The organism is Pseudomonas sp. CFBP 8771 (assembly GCF_014841695.1).
Lineage (GTDB): Bacteria > Pseudomonadota > Gammaproteobacteria > Pseudomonadales > Pseudomonadaceae > Aquipseudomonas > Aquipseudomonas baltica.
In genome coordinates this window covers 371,909-389,946 of sequence record NZ_JACYUJ010000003.1, presented here as the reverse complement: position 1 = coordinate 389,946, position 18,038 = coordinate 371,909, and the positions used below count along the sequence as shown (strand labels likewise).

Below are 18,038 nucleotides of genomic sequence, written 5' to 3'. Positions count from 1 at the left end.
AATTGCTGCGGGCTTAAGCATGGACCCGAATAAGCGACAGGGGTTGCGCTGCATATGAATGGGCGTTGTAGGAAAAATCTTTTTTTAACTGCATCCAAATGCCCCGCTGATGAGTAGTACCTACAGCAGCTACACAAGGCGCTGCCGGTTCGATCACTCTTATGGAGCTTACGACATGAACAGCACACACCGTTTCTGCCTGGCCAACGTCCTCTTTGCCGCCACCTTCGCCCTGGCCACCACTGCCCACGCGCAGATGGATCTGCCTGCTCCGGTTCAGGTTCCGGCTGGCAACAAGGTCGCGATGGAAACCGTCGGCATGGGCGAAATCACTTATGAATGCCGTGACAAGGCCAATGCCGCTGGCCAGACAGAGTGGACGTTCGTTGGTCCCAAGGCCGTTCTCAATGATCGCTCCGGCAAGCAAGTAGGCACCTATTTCGGCCCGCCCGCCACCTGGCAGTCGGCAGACGGCTCCAAGGTGACCGGCACTCAGGTTGCTGTCGCACCGGCCGGCGACGGCAATCTGCCTTACCAGTTGGTCAAAGCCAATCCGGTCGAAGGCAAGGGCGCCATGCAGGGCGTGACCTATATCCAGCGCACCGCACTCAAGGGCGGCGTTGCCCCGACCAGCGCGTGTACCACCGCGCAGAAGGGTCAGAAAGAAATCGTCAAATACCAGGCCGACTACATTTTCTGGTCCGCCAAGTAAAAGTCGTACAGACACGGCGCGCGGAACGGCAAGTCCGCGCGCCTGGTCTACACTGCCGAGCGAGCTTCATTCTCCCACTTGCCATGGCGGTCTTTCTTGTCCTTGCCGGAAAATCCATTCGATCACGAAGTTGCCCTGCAAAACTGTGCCCGTGGCGATCGCCAGGCACTGCACGGCTTGTATCAGCGCGAAGGCGGGCGCCTGTTGGCCGTGGCTCTGCGCATTGTCGGCGATCGAGCGTTGGCCGAAGATATCGTCCACGATGCGTTCCTGCGGATCTGGACGCAAGCCGCCAGTTTCGACGCGCAGCGAGGTTCGGCGCGGGGGTGGATGTTCACCATCACCCGGCACCTTGCGCTCAACCACATTCGCAGCAACGCGCGGTTGCGCGGGCTGAACGAGGACGATCTGCAGTCGTTGTTCACCGACGAAGCCGCAGATGCGGCACTGGGCAGTGCGCGAATCGACGGGTGCCTGGAGCAACTGGAGCCGCAGCGACGCCAGTGCCTGTACCACGCTTATCTGGATGGCTACACCCATGCCGAGATCGCCCAGCGGCTGGAAACGCCGCTGGGCACGGTCAAGGCGTGGATCAAGCGTAGCCTGGCATCACTGCGTGAGTGCATGGGATGAGCGAACGAAGCGAGACGGTAGAGCCCATGAATACTGAAGAACTGGCCAGCGAGTATGTGCTGGGAACGCTCGATGCAGAGCGGCGGGCAGAAGTCGAACGGCGATTGCCCACTGACCTGGAACTGCGCGCGGCGGTCGATGCATGGGAAGCGCGCCTGTTGCCCCTGGCTGAGCGCGTCACGCCTGTGCAGACGCCGGCGACGCTGTGGCCACGGATCCAGCGCAGCCTCGACAGCGCAGGCGCGCAGCCCATCCCGATCTGGTGGAATCGCCTGGGTGTCTGGCGCGGGTTGGCGGGCGCCGGGCTGGCGGCAACGCTGGTGCTGGGCGCGTTGTTGTTCAACGTTCGCGCGCCGGTGCCGGGTCCAGCTTATGTCGTCGTGCTCATCGCGCCTCAGGACAAGGCGCCAGGTTGGGTGGTGCAGGCCAGTGACTCGAGGGAGGTCCAGCTGATTCCGTTGAACGATACGGCGGTGCCGGCTGACCGCGCCCTGCAGTTCTGGACCAAGGCCGACAGCTGGCAAGGTCCTGTCTCGCTGGGTCTGGTGGAACCGGGGCAGAGCGTACACGTAGCCCTGGACAAGCTTCCGCCGCTGGAGAACAACCAGTTGTTCGAGCTGACCCTGGAGCCCAAGTCAGGCTCGACGACAGGCAGGCCAACCGGCCCAATCCAGTTCATCGGTCGTGCGGTCAAGGTGATATGACCCGTAACCGGGCTGCTTAAGGGCGCATGCGCTCTTCTTGGCAGTCCGGCCCGCCCATGTCGAACTCGCGACAGATCAACGGGCGATTCAGGTAGATACTGCAGCTCATGGAGCGTCGGTCCAATGCGGCACACCACCCATCGTCCAGGCGCGACATGGTTTCCGAACCCCATTCGTCCACTTCAATGAAGCGCTCCGGTACGCCGGTGTCGGTGATCAGCATGACTTCCAGGCGACAGCACTTGGCGGCGCAGCGGTCACAGCTGATGGAGGGGTCGATGTCGCTGGTTACAGCGATGTCATGCAGCGCAATCAAGGGTAGTGCCTGGCAGGAAATGATCGGGGCAGCGTACCGGTAGTTGCGCCATTTCACAAAGCAAGGCGTGCACATCTAGGCGTCGGGCGACGGATTGCAGGTCAGGCTGCCTTTGAAGACTTGCGCTTGCGCTTGTTTTTCCACGGCGTCGCGCCTTTTGGCGCAGGACCGCTGATGACCATGCGCAACCCGGCGCAACGCTCCACCAGCTTGCTCATCCAGGCCGATTGTTTGGCGACGAAGGTTTCCAGCGACATCTCACCGCTCTGCACCATGTCCAGCGCTTGCTCCCAGATGGCAGTGGTGCCCGGGTCGGCGATGGCTCGAGGTACCGCGTCGATCAGACTGAAGGCGGCGGGTGCCGCCGCCAGTGCCTTGCCCTGCTTGGTCAGGTAGCCGCGATCCAGCAGGCCCTGGATGATGCCGGCGCGGGTGGCCTCGGTGCCGATCCCGGTGGTGTCCTTGAGTTTCTGCTTCAGGCGCGGGTCTTCGACCAGCTTGGCGACGTTTTTCATCGCCTTGATCAAATCACCTTCCGTGAAGGGTTTCGGGGGTTGGGTCCACAGGTCCTTGAGCTTCACGTCGCGTACCACGCAGCGCTGGCCCTCGATCAGCCGCGGCAATGGCTGCGGAGCCGGCGCTTCGCGACCCTTGGCAGCGCCGAGCGCCTGCGGTATGGCGCGCTTCCAGCCGGGTTCGACCACCTGCTTGCCGACCGCGCGCAACGCCTGACCGCTGCAGTCGAAGTCGGCCTGGGTGCGGTCGTATTCGTGATTGGGCAGAAACTGCGCCAGGTAGCGGGCGCGGATCAGGGTATAAACCGCGCGGTACTTGCCCTGCAGTTTGTCGAACGTAGCGGCGACGGTAGTTGGAATGATGCCGTGGTGTGCGCCGACCTTGGCGTCGTTCCAGGCGCGTGAGCGCCGCTGCGCATCGAGGTGGGGGAGCAACGCTGCCAGCCCGGGGTCGGCGCGGCCCAGGGCTGCAATGATCGCCCTGGCATCACCGTGCTGGCTGACCGGCAGGTAGCCGCAGTCGCTGCGTGGATAGGTGATGACCTTGTGGGTTTCATACAGTGCCTGCGCCACGTCCAGGGTTTCCTGTGCCCCCAGCCCGAGCTTTTTCGAGCAGACCTCCTGCAAGGTGCCCAGGTCGAAGGGCAGGGGGGCGGCCTCCTTGACGCGCTCGGTACGCAGTTTGCGCAGCGTTGCGTGGCTTGCCTGGCTGAGCGCTGCAGCGGCCTGCTGCGCCAGCGCCTGGTTGAGGCAGCGTCCTTGATCGTCGCAACTGTCCGCTGGCGGTATCCACTGCGCCGTGAACTCGGTCTGTTCGCCGAGCAGTTGCACATCGATGGCCCAATAGGCGGCGGGGACGAAATCGGCGATGCTTCGGTCGCGGTCCACCACCAGGCGCAGGGTCGGGGTTTGTACCCGCCCCACGGGCAACACGCCCTGGTACCCCGCCTGACGGCCGAGCAGGGTGAACAGCCGGCTCATGTTCATGCCGATCAACCAGTCGGCCCGCGAGCGCCCCAGGGCGCTGTGATACAGGGAGAACGTCTCGGCGCCCGGCTTGAGAGCCGCTAGCGCCTTGCGAATCGAGGCGTCGTCCAGGGCCGACAGCCACAGCCGCTGCACCGGACCGCGGTAGCGACAGTGATCGACGAGCTCGCGGGCGATCATTTCGCCTTCGCGGTCGGCGTCCGTTGCGATCACCAGCGCCTGAGCTTCACTCAACAAGCGCTTGACCGCCTTGAACTGGCTGGCCGTCTTGCGTTTCACCTGCATTTTCCATTGCTGCGGGATGATCGGCAGATCGGCCAGCACCCAGCGCTTGTAGCGCGCGTCGTAGGCGTCGGGCGGCGCGGTTTCCAGCAGGTGCCCGATGCACCAGGTCACCGTGACGGCATTGCCGATCCAGCAGCCATCACCGCGGCGCGTGGCGCCCAGCACCTTGGCGATGTCTTTTGCCTGGGAAGGTTTTTCGCAGAGAAACAGCCGCATAGGTACCTTGATGAAGAAGCCGTGCAGAGCCGTAGCATGCCAGACGTATCAAGACAGGCAAGCTTTATGTGTATGGATGTACAGTTTATGATGTTGCCTCATATGAGCTCGGCCTGCAGCCGCCGCGCCTACTTTCCTCGTAAAAGGCCCGCCGCCGTGACCCCACAACAGGGTTTCATCCTGACGCGACATTGGCGCGACACCGCCGAAGGCACCCAGGTCGAACTGTGGCTGGCGACCGATGCCGGGCCGCGGCTGGTACGCCTGCCGCTCCAGCCTTCGGTCGCCTTCCTGCCCACACTGCAGCAGGAACACGCGCGGCGTCTGCTCGAAGGCGAGGCCGGTGTGGAGCTCAAACCGCTGGCGCTGCGCGATTTCGACCAGCAACCGGTGTCAGGCCTGTATTGCCGGCAGTACGGCCAGTTGCAACGTCTGGAAACCATGCTCAGGCAAGCCGGCATAGCAGTGTACGAGGCTGACATTCGTCCACCGGAGCGCTACCTGATGGAGCGCTTCATTACGGCAGCCGTGGTCTTCGATGGCCACTTGCAGGCCGACGGCCAATACCACGAGGCCAGGCTCAAGCCGGCGTCGGCCTACCGTCCACAGCTACGACTGGCGTCGCTGGACATAGAAACCACCGCCCAGGGTGAGTTGTACTGCATCGGCATCGAAGGCTGTGGCCAACGTGATGTGTTCATGTTGGGACCGCCCAACGGCGATGCGCGCACGCTGGATTTTGCCCTGTATTACCGGCAAAGCCGGGTGGAACTGCTGCAAAGCCTGAATGCCTGGTTCGCCGAACACGACCCGGACGTGATCATCGGCTGGAACGTCGTGCAGTTCGACTTGCGCGTCCTGCACGAACACGCCAGACGCCTCAACGTACCCTTGTTGCTGGGCCGCGGGGGCGCGGAGATGACCTGGCGCGAACACGGCAGCGGCAGCGACCACTATTTCGCCGGCGCGCCGGGCCGGCTGATCATCGACGGGGTCGAAGCGCTGCGTTCGGCGACCTGGAGCTTTCCCTCGTTCAGTCTCGAAAACGTGTCGCGGACGCTGTTGGGCGAGGGCAAGGACATTTCCACGCCGTACCAGCGCATGGACGAAATAAACCGCATGTTCGCCGAGGACAAACCGGCCCTGGCGCGCTACAACATCAAGGATTGCGTGCTGGTCACGCGGATCTTCGCCAAGACGCAACTGCTCACCTTCCTGCTCGAACGCGCCAGCGTCACCGGCTTGCCAGCGGACCGCAGCGGTGGCTCGATCGCCGCCTTCACCCATCTGTATCTGCCGGCGATGCATCGCCAGGGGTTCGTAGCGCCCAATATCGGCCAACGCCCACCCGAGGCCAGCCCAGGCGGTTTCGTCATGGAGTCACGGCCCGGCCTGTACGAGTCGGTGCTGGTGCTGGACTACAAGAGCCTGTATCCATCGATCATTCGCACGTTCCTGATCGACCCGGTAGGTCTGGCGGAAGGTCTGGCCAACCCAGACGATCAACACTCGGTTCCAGGCTTTCGCGGCGCGCGCTTTTCACGTACCCGGCATTGCCTGCCCGCCATTGTCGCCAGCGTCTGGAAGGGGCGCGAGACGGCCAAGGCGCAGGGCAACGCGCCGCTGTCGCAGGCGCTGAAGATCATCATGAACGCGTTCTACGGTGTTCTGGGGTCCAGTGGCTGTCGCTTTTTCGACACACGCCTGGCGTCGTCGATCACTCTGCGCGGCCACGAGATCATGCGCCGTACCCGCGAGCTGATCGAGGCACGCGGTTACCAGGTGATCTACGGCGACACCGACTCCACGTTCGTCTGGCTCAACAGCGCCCACGACGAAGCCGAGGCGAGCCGCGTCGGCAAGGAGCTGGTGGCCGAGGTGAACCTTTGGTGGGGGCAGCATCTTCAGCGTGAATATGGACTGAACAGCGCTTTGGAACTGCAGTTCGAAACCCATTTTCGGCGGTTCCTGATGCCGACCATCCGGGGTGCGGAAGAAGGCAGCAAGAAGCGCTATGCAGGATTGGTCAGACGCGCCGACGGCCAGGACGAGATGGTCTACAAAGGACTGGAAAGCGTTCGCACCGATTGGTCGCCGCTGGCCCGTGAGTTCCAGAAGTCGCTGTACTCGAGAATTTTCCACTATCAGGGTTATCAGTCGTATATTCGCGATTACGTGAAACGAACCCTGGCAGGTGAGCTGGACGACTTGCTGGTCTACCGCAAGCGACTGCGCAGGCCCTTGCACGACTATCAGCGTAACGTGCCGCCTCACGTTCGAGCCGCGCGTATCGCCGATGAACACAACCGCTCTACGGGGCGGCCCCTGCAGTATCAGCGCGGCGGCTGGATCAGCTACGTCATGACGGTGGCGGGGCCCGAACCTCTGGAAGTACGAGATTCAGCCATTGACTACGACCATTACCTGACCCGGCAGCTGCAACCCATTGCCGATGCGATCCTGCTGTTCGTCGACGACGACTTCAACACGCTGATCGGTGGCCAGCTCGGTCTGTTTCAGTAGGCTCAGAGGCTCTGGCTGATGAGCTCCATCGCCAGCGCCATGGCCAGGCCTGCTGTCACCCAGCCGCGCAGCCCCAGCCCCTGGCGTGCCTTGTGGTGCCAGCGGTCGTGGCCCAGCTGCGTGGCTGGCGCGAGCAGCTGGCGCCATTGCAGCTCGGTGGCATGGAAAGCGGACAGATGAGCGCCGTCGCTGTCCAGCCAGCGGCGGAAGTCGATGCGCTCGCTGGCGGTGGTCAATGGGCTTTGCAGCTTGACGTACCAGTGGATGGCCATGTTCTGGCCAGCAAGGAGTGGTGTGCAGCAGGCACGCAGCGCGGCCTGCATCCTGGCTTCGACGTCGCCGACTGTCGTATGCAAGCGCTGGGCGATGTCGAGGTAGGGAAGTTCGTCGAGGCGGCTGTAGAGCAGGACTTGTCGAGTCCGCCTTGGCAGATCCAGCAATTGTCGATGAAGACGGTCCGGGTGTGGCTGGTCGTGAATGAGGTCTGACAGATCATGCGAGGGCGTGAGCAGCGGGGTCATCGGTGACACCTCCATTTGCGCGAAACCTGGTCATCTGTAGAGAGAAAGCGAGTTCGGACTTCCGTTTTCCGATGTTCTTTTGATATCATGCGCGCCATCTTTGCAGTGGCGCCTTCAAGTCGGTGAAGTTAGAAACCGACGGCGTGCAACGCTCTTCATTAGCCTGAAGATCCAAAAAAAAGACCCGGCAAAAAGCCGGGTCAAAAACCGTGATTAGCCTGATGAGGAGATAATCTGAAGGTCCGACCTAAGGCCCTTCGGATTATCCAACCGATCTCTCGACCGGTTGAGCTCAATAATAATCGTTATCATTTGCATGTCAAATGATTTGTCTGTGGTTTCCTGTTTTTCTTGTGCGCCCATCCCTCACTCCAGCGGCAGCTCGGTGGTCCGCTTGACTTCGCTCATGGCGATATTCGAGTAGGCTTCCTGCACATGGGGCTTCTGCAGCAGATGGTCGCGTAAAAACCGCTCGTAACTGGCAATGTCCTTGGCCACCACCTTGAGCATGAAATCCATGCCGCCCGCCATCGTGTAGCACTCGAGCACCTGCGGGTAGCCGATGATGGCTTCCTCGAATTCGGTCAGGTGCCGTCTGCCGTGCCCCGACAGCTTGATGCTGACGAAAATGGTCATGCTCAGGCCAAGTTTTTTCGGGTTGAGCAGGGCAACCTTGCGTTCGATCAGCCCTTCTTCCTGCATGCGGTGGATGCGTCGCCAGCAGGGTGACTGGGACAGCTCCACACGTTCGGCGACCTGGGCCGCCGAGAGGTCCGCGTCGTGCTGGAGCAGGCGCAGGATGCGCCGATCGATCGGGCTGAGGCTGGTTTGCATGAATGAGTCCGGTTCTTATGGTTATCGGGTCGACTTCATGCAGAGTATGGCTCGTTTCTGACGATTTGCTCCAGTCACCAGCGCCGATTGGCCCAAGGCAACGCGGCGCGCTCAGCTTGCAATATGACCGAACTTACCCGCCTGGTAGTCGGCAAACGCCTGCTGGATTTCCTCGCGAGTGTTCATCACGAACGGACCGTAGCTGGCCACTGGTTCGCCCAGTGGCGCGCCGTGGCCATAGAGCAGCGTGGCTGGGCCGGTGGCTTCGACCGTTACCCTGTCGTGCGTCTCGTCAAGTTCGACCAGGTGATGGGATTGCAGCGGGGTCCCGGCGATCTCGGCCTCGCCGTCGACCACGTAGAGAAAGACGTTTTCGCCCCACGGTGCCGGCAGCGAGAGGCGGGCGCCGGCTTGCAGGTGTACGGTCATCAGGCACAGGCCGGTGAGGGACTCGATAGGCCCGCGCCTGGCGCCATGCCCATCGGACACATACTCGCCGGAAATCAGGCGTACTTCGGCCAGGGGCTCGGTGATCGTGGCGGTATCCGCGCGTTGCAGGCCGACATAGGCCGGGGGTGTCATTTTCAAACGCCCTGGCAGGTTGACCCACAGCTGGAGGATCTCCAGCGGGCCGCCTTCGCGCTTGAACGACTGCGGCGACAGCTCGGCATGCACCAGCCCGGAACCCGCCGTCATCCACTGCACGCCGCCGGCACCGATGATGCTTTCATGGCCGCCGCTGTCCAGGTGCGACAGCTCGCCCTTGAGGATGAACGTGACCGTCTCGAAGCCACGATGGGGATGCGGCCCGAACGGCAGCCCCTGGTTGTTGGGGGGGTAGGTCTGCGGACCGTGGTGATTGAGAAACAGGAACGGATCGAGCTGCTCGATGCCGGGGCCAGGCAGCGGGCGACGGGTGATCAGGTCACCGATGTCGTCGCGCTGCGCGGGAAACTGCTGGAGGACGGTTCGGGTCATGGGGCCTCGGGGTGCGCAGAGTCACTGCGGTGCATGACTATGCCGCACAAGCCCGTTGCCTGAACAGCTCAGCGGCGATCCAGCCACACGGTCTGCGCGTTGCAGAACTCGCGCAGACCGAAGTGCGACAGCTCGCGTCCGTAGCCGCTTTTCTTGATGCCACCGAAGCCCACGCGGGCATCCGAGGCACCGTAGCCGTTGATGAAGATCGCACCGGTTTCCAGGCGCTCGGTGAAATATTCGATCATCTCCACATCCCCGGTCCACACCGTTGCCGACAGCCCGAAATCACTGTCGTTGGCCAGTGCCAGCGCGTGGTTCGCATCGCGCGCCTCGACGATGGAGGCCACGGGGCCGAACAGCTCCTGATCGAAGGCGGTCATGCCCGGCTGCACGTTGGCAAGCACGGTGGGCGCGTAATAATTGCCGTCGCCGGCCAGCTTGTGTCCGCCCAGCAGCAACTGGGCGCCTTGCTCGATAGAAGCCTGTACCTGGCCATCCAGCTCGTCGCGCAGATCGAAGCGAGCCATGGGGCCGATATAGGTATCGTCGAGCTGCGGGTCGCCGACCTTGAGGGCGCGCGTTGCGGCCACGAAGCGTTCGGTGAAGGCCGGCAGGATGCTCGACTCGACGATCAGGCGCTTGGCGGCGGCGCAGACCTGGCCGGTGTTCTGGAATCGGCCGAGCAGGGCAGCATTGACCGCTTCGTCCATGTCGGCATCGGCCAGAACGATGAACGGGTCGCAGCCGCCCAGTTCCAGTACGCACTTCTTCAGCGCCGCACCGGCTTGTGCGGCAATCGCCGAGCCTGCACCGACGCTGCCGGTCACGGTCACGGCAGCGACCCGTGGGTCGGCAATGGCGCGCGATACGCCAGCGGGCTCGACATTGAGCACACCGAACAGGCCGTGGGGCAGTCCCGCCTGGTCGAACGCCTCACGCAGCAGTGTGGCGCTGCCCATCACGTTCGGCGCGTGCTTGAGCAAATAGCCATTGCCGGCCAGGATCACCGGAATGGCGCCGCGCAAGACTTGCCAAAGCGGGAAATTCCACGGCATCACTGCCAGCACCGGGCCCAACGGACGGTATTCGATGCGCGCTTTCTGGCCGGGCACCTGGGTCGCTTCGGCGGCGAGCATCGCCGGGCCGTGTTCGGCGTACCACTGGCACAGTCCGGCGCATTTCTCGACTTCGGCGCGCGCCTGGGTGATGGGCTTGCCCATCTCCCGAGTGATCATCTGCGCCAGCGGCTCACTCATTTCGCGTAGCACGTGTGCCATGCGCGCGATGACTGCGGCGCGTTCACCGAGCGCAACGTAGCGCCATTGTTCGAAGGCAGCGAAATTGTCGGCCAATGTGTGCTCGAGCTGCGCCTCGCTGTCGAACGGGTAGCGTTGCAGCTCGGCGCCGGTGGCGGGATTCATGGAAATGGCATGCGTCATGGCGTTTACCTGTCGAAGGAATATGTCAGCCACAATACGGGCATGGTTAAATCATGAAAACTGAATAATAATCATCGAAACCATCTCGTTTGGAGAATGTATGGACCTCACCCAACTGGAGCTGTTTCGCGCGGTGGCCGAAGAGGGCAGCATTGCCGCCGCCGCTCAGCGGGTGCATCGAGTGCCTTCCAACCTCACGACGCGGATCAAACAACTGGAGAGCGAGCTGGGGGTCGACCTGTTCATCCGCGAAAAGCTGCGCTTGCGCCTGTCGCCCAATGGCTGGAGTTTTCTCGACTACACGCGACGCATCCTCGATCTGGTCGAGGAAGCGCGCCAGGCAGTGTCGGGTACCGAGCCGCAGGGCTCGTTCGCACTGGGCTCGCTGGAAAGCACGGCAGCCGTGCGCATCCCACCGTTGCTCGCGGCGTACCATCATCGTTATCCCAAGGTCGAGCTGGACCTGTCCACCGGACCGTCGGGCGACATGCTCGACAGCGTGCTCGGAGGGCGGCTGGCCGCTGCCTTTGTCGACGGCCCGCTGCGTCATCCGCTGCTCGATGGGCGCGTGGTGTACGACGAAGAAATGGTCCTGGTCAGCGCGCGCGGTCACGCGCCTGTGTCCCGGGCCCAGGACGTCAATGGCGAAACCATCTACGCTTTTCGCGCCAACTGCTCCTACCGTCGGCACTTCGAGAACTGGTTCGTCGCCGACGGCGCGGCGCCCGGCAAGATCTTCGAAATGGAGTCCTATCACGGCATGCTCGCCTGCGTCAGTGCCGGCGCCGGCCTGGCCTTGATGCCGCGCAGCATGCTGGAAAGCATGCCCGGCAGCAGCAACGTCAGTGTCTGGACCCTGGCCGAAGAGTTTCGCTGGCTGCACACCTGGCTGATCTGGCGCCGTGGCGCAGGTTCGCCCAACCTAGCGGCGATGCTCGAACTGCTCGACGACAGCGTCCCGCAGACCTCTGCGGCCTCCAGGGCTTCGGCATCTGGCACTGCGCTGACCTAGTCATTCACAGGGGCGGGGATTTTCGACGGTCGCAGGGTGGCGAAATGTCGCAGGCAAACGTTGACGTTGCCGGCCACGGAAAATAGGCTACGCGCCGACCCAGGGTAAATGTTCGCGGTGCCTGCGCTTGCTATAGAATGCACCGCAAGTTTTTCGATGCCTGATGAGGGCACGCCAGCCGCTGGCGCCGTCGTGGCGCCCGGCCAGATTTGAAGGAGTACGCATGGCTGTCTACAACTACGACGTAGTGGTGCTGGGTTCCGGCCCCGCCGGAGAAGGGGCGGCGATGAACGCCGCCAAGGCTGGGCGCAAGGTGGCCATGGTCGACAGTCGGCGCCAGGTCGGCGGCAACTGCACCCATCTGGGTACCATTCCTTCCAAGGCGCTGCGCCATTCGGTCAAGCAGATCATCCAGTTCAACACCAACCCGATGTTTCGTGCCATTGGCGAGCCACGCTGGTTCTCGTTCCCGGACGTGCTCAAGAGCGCCGAGCGGGTGATCGCCAAACAGGTGGCCTCGCGCACCAGCTACTACGCGCGCAACCGCGTCGACGTGTTCTTCGGCACCGGCAGTTTCTCCGACGAGCAAACCGTCGAAGTGATCTGCGCCAATGGTGCGCAAGAAAAACTCATCGCCAAGAGCGTCATCATTGCCACCGGTTCGCGGCCTTACCGGCCCGCCGACATCGACTTCAGCCATTCGCGCATCTACGACAGCGATACCGTGCTGAGCATCACCCATACTCCACGCAAACTGATCATCTACGGCGCCGGCGTCATCGGTTGCGAGTACGCGTCGATTTTCAGCGGCCTGGGGGTGCTGGTCGAGCTGATCGACAACCGCGAGCAGTTGCTCAGCTTCCTCGACGCGGAAATTTCCCAGGGCTTGAGCTATCACTTCAGCAACAACAACGTGATGGTCAGGCACAACGAGGAATACGAGAAAGTCGAAGGCCTCGAGAACGGGGTCGTGCTGCACCTCAAGTCTGGCAAGAAGATCAAGGCCGATGCCTTGCTCTGGTGCAACGGCCGTACCGGCAACACCGATCGCCTGGGCCTGGAAAACATTGGCATCAAAGTCAATGGCCGGGGCCAGATCAGCGTCGACGAGGCCTACCGCACCTCGGTGCCGACGATCTATGGGGCAGGCGATGTGATCGGCTGGCCGAGCCTGGCCAGTGCTGCCCACGACCAGGGCCGCTCGGCAGCCGGCAGTGTGGTCGACAACGGCAGCTGGCGCTTCGTCAATGACGTGCCGACCGGGATCTATACCATTCCCGAGATCAGTTCGATCGGCAAGAACGAGCACGAACTGACCCAGGCCAAGGTGCCATACGAGGTGGGCAAGGCATTCTTCAAGGGCATGGCCCGCGCGCAGATTTCCGGCGAGCCGGTGGGCATGCTGAAGATCCTCTTCCATCGCGAAACCCTGCAGGTACTGGGCGTGCATTGCTTCGGCGACCAGGCCTCGGAAATCGTGCACATCGGCCAGGCGATCATGAACCAGCCCGGCGAACTCAATACCCTGAAGTACTTCGTCAACACCACCTTCAACTACCCGACCATGGCCGAAGCCTATCGGGTTGCAGCCTACGACGGCCTCAACCGGCTTTTTTGAGCGGCTCCGGCCGGTGGCCTGAGCCGGCCGGGGAGACCGATTTCAGCGATTCTCGAGGGTGGCGCTGGCCAAACCGGGAAAGTCTGTAATTAGGCTGTCCACGCCGAAGTCGGCGAGCCTGCGCATCAATGCAGGCTCGTTGACCGTCCATACCGACACATGCAGACCCTGGCGCTGGGCCTTGAGCAGGCGCTCGGGTGTGCACAGCGTCCAGTTCAAGGTGAGCATCTCGCAGCCGTAGCCCTGGGCGACCTTGATCGGGTCCAGCCAGGCGTATTCGGCCACCAGACCGCGGGCGACGTCCGGGGTCAACTCCAAAGCGGCGCGCAGCACTTCCCGTGAGCTGGAGGTAATGGTGATCTTGTCCAGCAGATTCATGCGCTGTGCCAGTTCGCGGATTGCCAGCACAGTGCTGGCGGCGCGCGTGCGCGATGCGCTTTTCACTTCCAGTTGCCAGTGCTCGAAGGCGCATTGCTCGAACAGTTCCTCGAGGCGTGGAATGGGGCAGGGCGACACCCATCCCGGCCCACCCTTGCGCGCGTCGTAGCGGGTCAGCGCCTGGGCGTCGTGCTCGACGACCTTGCCGCCACGGCCAGTGGTGCGCTTGAGGGTCGGGTCATGGATGACCATCAGCTCGCCGTCCCTGGACAGATGCAGATCCAGCTCGCACCGGCGCACACCGTGTTCCAGGCATTGCTTGAAGCTTGCGAGAGTGTTTTCCGGGGCTTCGCCCTTGGCACCGCGGTGGCCATAGATAAGCGTCACGTTCGCTCCTTGAATGAGAGTAGTGGATCAATCGGTGGTCGCGTCTTGCCGCTCGCGCGCCTGACGTCGTTGAACCTGCTGCTTGTGCAGAATGTAACGGGCGAGCAGCTGACGCTGGGCATCGCTGATGTCGACGAACTGGGTGCCGATCTCGAACTGGTCGTTACCCACTGCGATGCAGTTGGTGACGCTTGCCTTGAGCGATAGCCCTAGCGCCTGGGGCATCAGCGCGATCCGCAACGCCAGGCGCGTATTTTCTTCCATCGGCTGTTGCTGGAAGAACGCCAGGCCGCCCTCGGACAGCACCACTGGCCGAGCCTCGCCGATACGCTCGACTAGCGTCTGCGCAACCACTTGGCCAAGCAGGTCGATACGCTTGTTCTGGGCCTTGAGCACGGCTTCCACGGCACGGTCGGCTTCGCCGAGCTGGCGCAGCAGATGCTGGGTTTCGAACTCGGCCAGGTGCATCTCGCCAAGCAGGTCGAACAGCGGCGACGCATCCTGCAACATGTCTTCACCCGCCGTCTCGCTGGCCGGGAGTATGGTGATTTCCAGTGCGATGCGGTCATCGATGCGATAGTATTCGCGGCGATCTTCTTCATCTGATGTCGACATGACGAACCCAGGGTAGAGGCGATGGTCCGAGTGTAAAGCTGCTCGTCACGCCCTGCCAGCAGGACGTCTCCTCTTTCACCCGAACAAGCCCCGACATGTTCAGACCTCTTTTCGTTTTCATTGGCGCGCGTTACACCCGTGCCAAGCGGCGCAATCATTTCGTGTCGTTCATCTCCCTCACCTCGATGATCGGACTCGCCCTGGGCGTGGTCGTGATGATCGTGGTGCTGTCGGTGATGAACGGCTTCGATCACGAGATGCGCACCCGCGTGCTGGGCATGGTGCCCCACGCCACCGTCGAATCCGGCCAGCCCATCGCCGACTGGCCGGCACTGGCGGCTCAGGTTCGGCAGAACCCGCAGGTGGCGGCAGTCGCGCCGTTCACCCAGATGCAGGGTTTGCTGACCCACGCCGGCCAGGTGCAGAAAATCCTGCTCAATGGCATCGACCCTGCGCAGGAACACAACGTCTCGATCATCGACGCCTTCGTCAAGCAGGGCAGGGTCGATGACCTCAAGGCCGGCGAGTTCGGCCTGATGATCGGCGACAAGGCCGCGACCAAGCTGGGTGTGGGTGTGGGCGACAAGGTCACCTTCGTCGCACCTGAAGTCACGGTCACCCCGGCCGGCATGTTCCCGCGCATGAAGCGCTTCACCGTGACCGGCATCTTTCACGTGGGCGCCGGCGAGCTCGACGGCTACCTAGGCCTGGCCAACCTCGAAGACCTGGGCAAGCTGCACCGCTGGAAAGCGGGCGAAGTTCAGGGGCTGCGCTTGAAGTTCGAAGATCTGTTCCAGGCTCCGCGAGTGTCCTGGCAGATCGCCAAGCAGTTGGGGGACCAGACCTACTATGCGCGCGACTGGACCCGTACCCACGGCAATCTCTACCAGGCCATCGGCATGGAGAAAGCCATGATCGGCCTGCTGTTGCTGCTGATCGTGGCCGTGGCCGCGTTCAACATCATTTCCACGCTGGTGATGGTGGTCAACGACAAGAAGGGCGATATCGCCATCCTGCGCACCCTGGGCTCGACGCCCGGGCAGATCATGCGCATCTTCATGGTGCAGGGCACGGTGATCGGCGTGGTCGGCACCTTGATCGGCGCCGTGGTCGGCATTCTGGCGGCCTTGAACGTCAGCGCTGCTATTGCCCTGCTGGAAAAAGCCATCGGCCACAAGTTTCTCAATGCCGATGTCTACTTCATCGACTACCTGCCTTCGCAGCTCATGGCCAACGATGTGTTCATGGTCTGCGGCGCGGCATTGGTCCTGAGTTTCCTCGCCACCCTGTATCCGGCCTGGCGTGCTGCGCGTACCCAGCCGGCGGAGGCGTTACGTTATGAGTGAGTCGGGCATGAGTGAACAAGCAGTACTGAGTTGTCGCAACCTGGGTAAATCCTACGAGGAAGGCCCTGAATCCGTGGTCGTGCTGGACAACCTGCAACTGGAGCTGCACGCCGGTGAGCGCGTGGCTATCGTCGGCAGCTCCGGTTCGGGCAAGAGCACCTTGCTCAACATGCTTGGCGGGCTCGATACGCCCAGCCGCGGCAGCGTGTGGTTGGCGGGTGAAGAGCTTTCGGCGCTGAACGAGCGGGCGCGCGGGCTGCTGCGCAATCGTGCCCTGGGCTTCGTCTATCAGTTTCACCACCTGTTGCCCGAATTCACTGCGCTGGAAAACGTCTGCATGCCGCTGCTGATCGGCAAGACCGCCATCCCGGAGGCGAAACAGCGCGCCACTGCATTGCTGGAGCGCGTGGGCCTGGGCCATCGACTGCAACACAAGCCGGCCGAACTGTCGGGCGGTGAGCGTCAGCGCGTGGCCATTGCCCGGGCCTTGGTAAACACGCCGGGGCTGGTGATGCTCGACGAGCCCACAGGCAACCTCGACAACCACACTGCGCAAGGCATTCAGGACTTGATGCTCGAGCTCAGCGTTTCGCTACGCACCGCGTTTCTGGTGGTCACCCATGATCTGAGCCTGGCCCGACAGATGGACCGCGTACTGCGTCTGGAAGACGGGCGTCTGGTGCCGATCTAGCTTCTTCTTTTCTAACGGGTTACCTCTGCATGTTCAGACCCTTGTCAATTTTCATCGGCTTGCGCTACACCCGCGCCAAGCGGCGCAAGAACTTCATTTCGTTCATCTCCATGACCTCGATGATCGGCCTTGCCTTGGGCGTGCTGGCGATGATCGTGGTGCTGTCGGTGATGAACGGCTTCCAGCGCGAAATGAGCTCGCGCATCCTGGGCATGGTGCCCCACGCCATGATCCAGGGCGTGAAGCCGCTGGACGATTGGCGCCCCGTCGCTGCCGCCGCCATGAAAAACCCCGAGGTGCTGGCGGCCGTGCCGTTCACCGAGCTCGACGGCATGCTCTCGTACAAGGGCATGATGCAGCCGATCCAGATCAGCGGTGTCGATCCGGCCCGCGAGGGCGAGGTGTCGATCGTCGCCGACCACATCGTCCAGGGACGCCTGGACGATCTCAAACCAGGTGAATTCGGCGTCGTCGTCGGTGAAATCACCGCCAGGCGCTTCCGCTTGAACGTGGGCGACAAGATCACCCTTATCGTTCCGGAAGTCAGCACTGCGCCGGGTGGCATCACCCCGCGCATGCAGCGTCTCAACGTGGTCGGCGTGTTCAAGGTCGGCGCCGAACTCGATGGTTCCATGGGTCTGATCAACGCGGCAGATGCGGCGGAAATGCAGCGTTGGCAGCCGGGGCAGGTGCAAAGCGTACGGCTCAAGCTGAAGGATTTGTACACGGCGCCCGAGGTCAGTGCCGCCATCGTCAAGGACCTCGGCACAGCCTACAAGGCCGACGACTGGACCCATACCCAGGGCAGCCTGTTCAGTGCCATGAAAATGGAAAAGACCATGATTGGTCTGCTGCTGCTGATGATCGTTGCGGTAGCGGCGTTCAACATCATTGCCACCCTGATCATGGTGGTGAACGACAAAGGCGCGGATATCGCCATCCTGCGTACCATCGGCGCTACGCCGAGGCAGATCATGGGGATCTTCATGGTCCAGGGTACCGTCATCGGCGTGGCTGGCACCGTGATCGGGGGTGTGCTGGGCGTAATCGCGGCAATCAACGTCAGCGCCATCGTCGGCTGGGTGGAGCGCATCAGCGGCCAGCACATCTTCACTTCGGACGTGTATTTCATCAGCAATCTGCCCTCCGAGCTGCAGGGTGGGGATGTCATGCTGATCTGCGGGGCAGGGCTGGTGCTGAGCTTCCTTGCGACTATCTACCCTGCCTATCGGGCTTCACAGATCGAACCGGCGCACGCCCTGCGCTACGAGTGATCCATGACGACCGCGGTGCGGCCGTGCAGCCGCGCCGTCGTCGCCAGGCAG

The 18,038-nt window shown here is 62.6% G+C and carries 17 protein-coding genes; 9 read left to right on the top strand and 8 right to left on the bottom strand.

What is annotated here, in order from left to right; translation table 11 throughout:
• Positions 1–175 precede the first annotated feature (175 nt).
• The 3 genes from IFT80_RS09300 (at position 176) to IFT80_RS09290 (ending at position 2,049) form a co-directional block, all read left to right on the top strand.
• Positions 176–712, top strand: coding sequence for a DUF3455 domain-containing protein (locus IFT80_RS09300; RefSeq protein ID WP_185793126.1), 537 nt, complete (start codon positions 176–178; stop codon positions 710–712).
• 96 nt (positions 713–808) lie between these two features.
• Entirely contained in the window at positions 809–1,345 is a 537-nt protein-coding gene (locus tag IFT80_RS09295) for a sigma-70 family RNA polymerase sigma factor (protein WP_192137404.1), read from the top strand.
• A 26-nt stretch (positions 1,346–1,371) separates the two neighbouring features.
• On the top strand, positions 1,372–2,049 hold the full coding sequence (locus tag IFT80_RS09290) for an anti-sigma factor (RefSeq protein ID WP_192059809.1): 678 nt from the start codon (positions 1,372–1,374) through the stop codon (positions 2,047–2,049).
• 16 nt (positions 2,050–2,065) lie between these two features.
• Here the strand turns inward: IFT80_RS09290 and IFT80_RS09285 are convergent, their stop codons facing one another.
• Both IFT80_RS09285 and IFT80_RS09280 read right to left on the bottom strand, forming a co-directional pair.
• Positions 2,066–2,356 carry a YkgJ family cysteine cluster protein gene (locus tag IFT80_RS09285; protein WP_192103543.1) on the bottom strand — a complete coding sequence of 97 codons (291 nt, stop codon included), beginning with the start codon at positions 2,354–2,356 and terminating at the stop codon, positions 2,066–2,068.
• A gap of 110 nt (positions 2,357–2,466) precedes the next feature.
• Positions 2,467–4,368 (bottom strand): DNA topoisomerase III, encoded by a 1,902-nt coding sequence (locus IFT80_RS09280; protein WP_192059807.1) that lies wholly within the window; start codon positions 4,366–4,368, stop codon positions 2,467–2,469.
• A 156-nt stretch (positions 4,369–4,524) separates the two neighbouring features.
• Between IFT80_RS09280 and IFT80_RS09275 the strand changes: the two genes are divergently transcribed.
• Entirely contained in the window at positions 4,525–6,891 is a 2,367-nt protein-coding gene (locus IFT80_RS09275) for a DNA polymerase II (protein WP_192137400.1), read from the top strand.
• 2 nt (positions 6,892–6,893) lie between these two features.
• On the opposite strand, the gene IFT80_RS09270 is transcribed toward IFT80_RS09275, so the two are convergent.
• The 4 genes from IFT80_RS09270 to IFT80_RS09255 all read right to left on the bottom strand — a co-directional run bounded on the left by IFT80_RS09270 (position 6,894) and on the right by IFT80_RS09255 (position 10,666).
• The gene (locus IFT80_RS09270; protein WP_192137399.1) at positions 6,894–7,412 is read right to left on the bottom strand and encodes a sigma factor-like helix-turn-helix DNA-binding protein; all 519 of its coding nucleotides are present in this window, start codon (positions 7,410–7,412) and stop codon (positions 6,894–6,896) included.
• Between the two features lie 366 nt (positions 7,413–7,778).
• Positions 7,779–8,246, bottom strand: coding sequence for an Lrp/AsnC family transcriptional regulator (locus tag IFT80_RS09265; RefSeq protein WP_122477453.1), 468 nt, complete (start codon positions 8,244–8,246; stop codon positions 7,779–7,781).
• Between the two features lie 111 nt (positions 8,247–8,357).
• Positions 8,358–9,224, bottom strand: a complete 867-nt coding sequence (locus IFT80_RS09260; RefSeq protein WP_192137397.1) for a pirin family protein — start codon at positions 9,222–9,224, stop codon at positions 8,358–8,360.
• Positions 9,225–9,292: 68 nt separating this feature from the next.
• On the bottom strand, positions 9,293–10,666 hold the full coding sequence (locus IFT80_RS09255) for an aldehyde dehydrogenase family protein (protein WP_192137395.1): 1,374 nt from the start codon (positions 10,664–10,666) through the stop codon (positions 9,293–9,295).
• A gap of 100 nt (positions 10,667–10,766) precedes the next feature.
• Here IFT80_RS09255 and ptrR point away from each other — a divergent pair, with 100 nt between their 5' ends.
• On the top strand, positions 10,767–11,678 hold the full coding sequence (ptrR, locus tag IFT80_RS09250) for a putrescine utilization regulator PtrR (protein ID WP_192059799.1): 912 nt from the start codon (positions 10,767–10,769) through the stop codon (positions 11,676–11,678).
• A 223-nt stretch (positions 11,679–11,901) separates the two neighbouring features.
• Entirely contained in the window at positions 11,902–13,296 is a 1,395-nt protein-coding gene (sthA, locus tag IFT80_RS09245) for a Si-specific NAD(P)(+) transhydrogenase (protein ID WP_049859964.1), read from the top strand.
• Between the two features lie 42 nt (positions 13,297–13,338).
• On the opposite strand, the gene IFT80_RS09240 is transcribed toward sthA, so the two are convergent.
• Together IFT80_RS09240 and IFT80_RS09235 are read right to left on the bottom strand one after the other, a co-directional pair.
• A complete protein-coding gene (locus tag IFT80_RS09240; RefSeq protein WP_192137393.1) occupies positions 13,339–14,061 on the bottom strand; it encodes a glycerophosphodiester phosphodiesterase in 723 nt (240 codons plus the stop codon).
• 27 nt (positions 14,062–14,088) lie between these two features.
• Positions 14,089–14,676, bottom strand: coding sequence for a PilZ domain-containing protein (locus IFT80_RS09235; protein ID WP_122477463.1), 588 nt, complete (start codon positions 14,674–14,676; stop codon positions 14,089–14,091).
• A gap of 95 nt (positions 14,677–14,771) precedes the next feature.
• Here IFT80_RS09235 and IFT80_RS09230 point away from each other — a divergent pair, with 95 nt between their 5' ends.
• The 3 genes from IFT80_RS09230 to IFT80_RS09220 are packed head-to-tail and all read left to right on the top strand — an operon-like array spanning position 14,772 to position 17,987.
• Positions 14,772–16,022, top strand: a complete 1,251-nt coding sequence (locus IFT80_RS09230; protein ID WP_122477464.1) for a lipoprotein-releasing ABC transporter permease subunit — start codon at positions 14,772–14,774, stop codon at positions 16,020–16,022.
• A gap of 7 nt (positions 16,023–16,029) precedes the next feature.
• Entirely contained in the window at positions 16,030–16,713 is a 684-nt protein-coding gene (gene lolD, locus IFT80_RS09225) for a lipoprotein-releasing ABC transporter ATP-binding protein LolD (RefSeq protein ID WP_192049034.1), read from the top strand.
• Positions 16,714–16,742: 29 nt separating this feature from the next.
• Complete coding sequence (locus IFT80_RS09220; protein ID WP_122477468.1) at positions 16,743–17,987, top strand: lipoprotein-releasing ABC transporter permease subunit; 1,245 nt, start codon at positions 16,743–16,745, stop codon at positions 17,985–17,987.
• The last annotated feature ends 51 nt before the right edge of the window (positions 17,988–18,038 follow it).

Coding starts and splice junctions, on each gene's coding strand:
- IFT80_RS09300 (WP_185793126.1), top strand. CDS start 176: ATGAACAGCACACACCGTTTCTGCCTGGCCAACGTCCTCTTTGCCGCC.
- IFT80_RS09290 (WP_192059809.1), top strand. CDS start 1,372: ATGAATACTGAAGAACTGGCCAGCGAGTATGTGCTGGGAACGCTCGAT.
- IFT80_RS09280 (WP_192059807.1), bottom strand. CDS start 4,368: ATGCGGCTGTTTCTCTGCGAAAAACCTTCCCAGGCAAAAGACATCGCC.
- IFT80_RS09270 (WP_192137399.1), bottom strand. CDS start 7,412: ATGACCCCGCTGCTCACGCCCTCGCATGATCTGTCAGACCTCATTCAC.
- IFT80_RS09265 (WP_122477453.1), bottom strand. CDS start 8,246: ATGCAAACCAGCCTCAGCCCGATCGATCGGCGCATCCTGCGCCTGCTC.
- IFT80_RS09260 (WP_192137397.1), bottom strand. CDS start 9,224: ATGACCCGAACCGTCCTCCAGCAGTTTCCCGCGCAGCGCGACGACATC.
- IFT80_RS09255 (WP_192137395.1), bottom strand. CDS start 10,666: ATGACGCATGCCATTTCCATGAATCCCGCCACCGGCGCCGAGCTGCAA.
- ptrR (WP_192059799.1), top strand. CDS start 10,767: ATGGACCTCACCCAACTGGAGCTGTTTCGCGCGGTGGCCGAAGAGGGC.
- sthA (WP_049859964.1), top strand. CDS start 11,902: ATGGCTGTCTACAACTACGACGTAGTGGTGCTGGGTTCCGGCCCCGCC.
- IFT80_RS09235 (WP_122477463.1), bottom strand. CDS start 14,676: ATGTCGACATCAGATGAAGAAGATCGCCGCGAATACTATCGCATCGAT.
- IFT80_RS09230 (WP_122477464.1), top strand. CDS start 14,772: ATGTTCAGACCTCTTTTCGTTTTCATTGGCGCGCGTTACACCCGTGCC.
- lolD (WP_192049034.1), top strand. CDS start 16,030: ATGAGTGAACAAGCAGTACTGAGTTGTCGCAACCTGGGTAAATCCTAC.
- IFT80_RS09220 (WP_122477468.1), top strand. CDS start 16,743: ATGTTCAGACCCTTGTCAATTTTCATCGGCTTGCGCTACACCCGCGCC.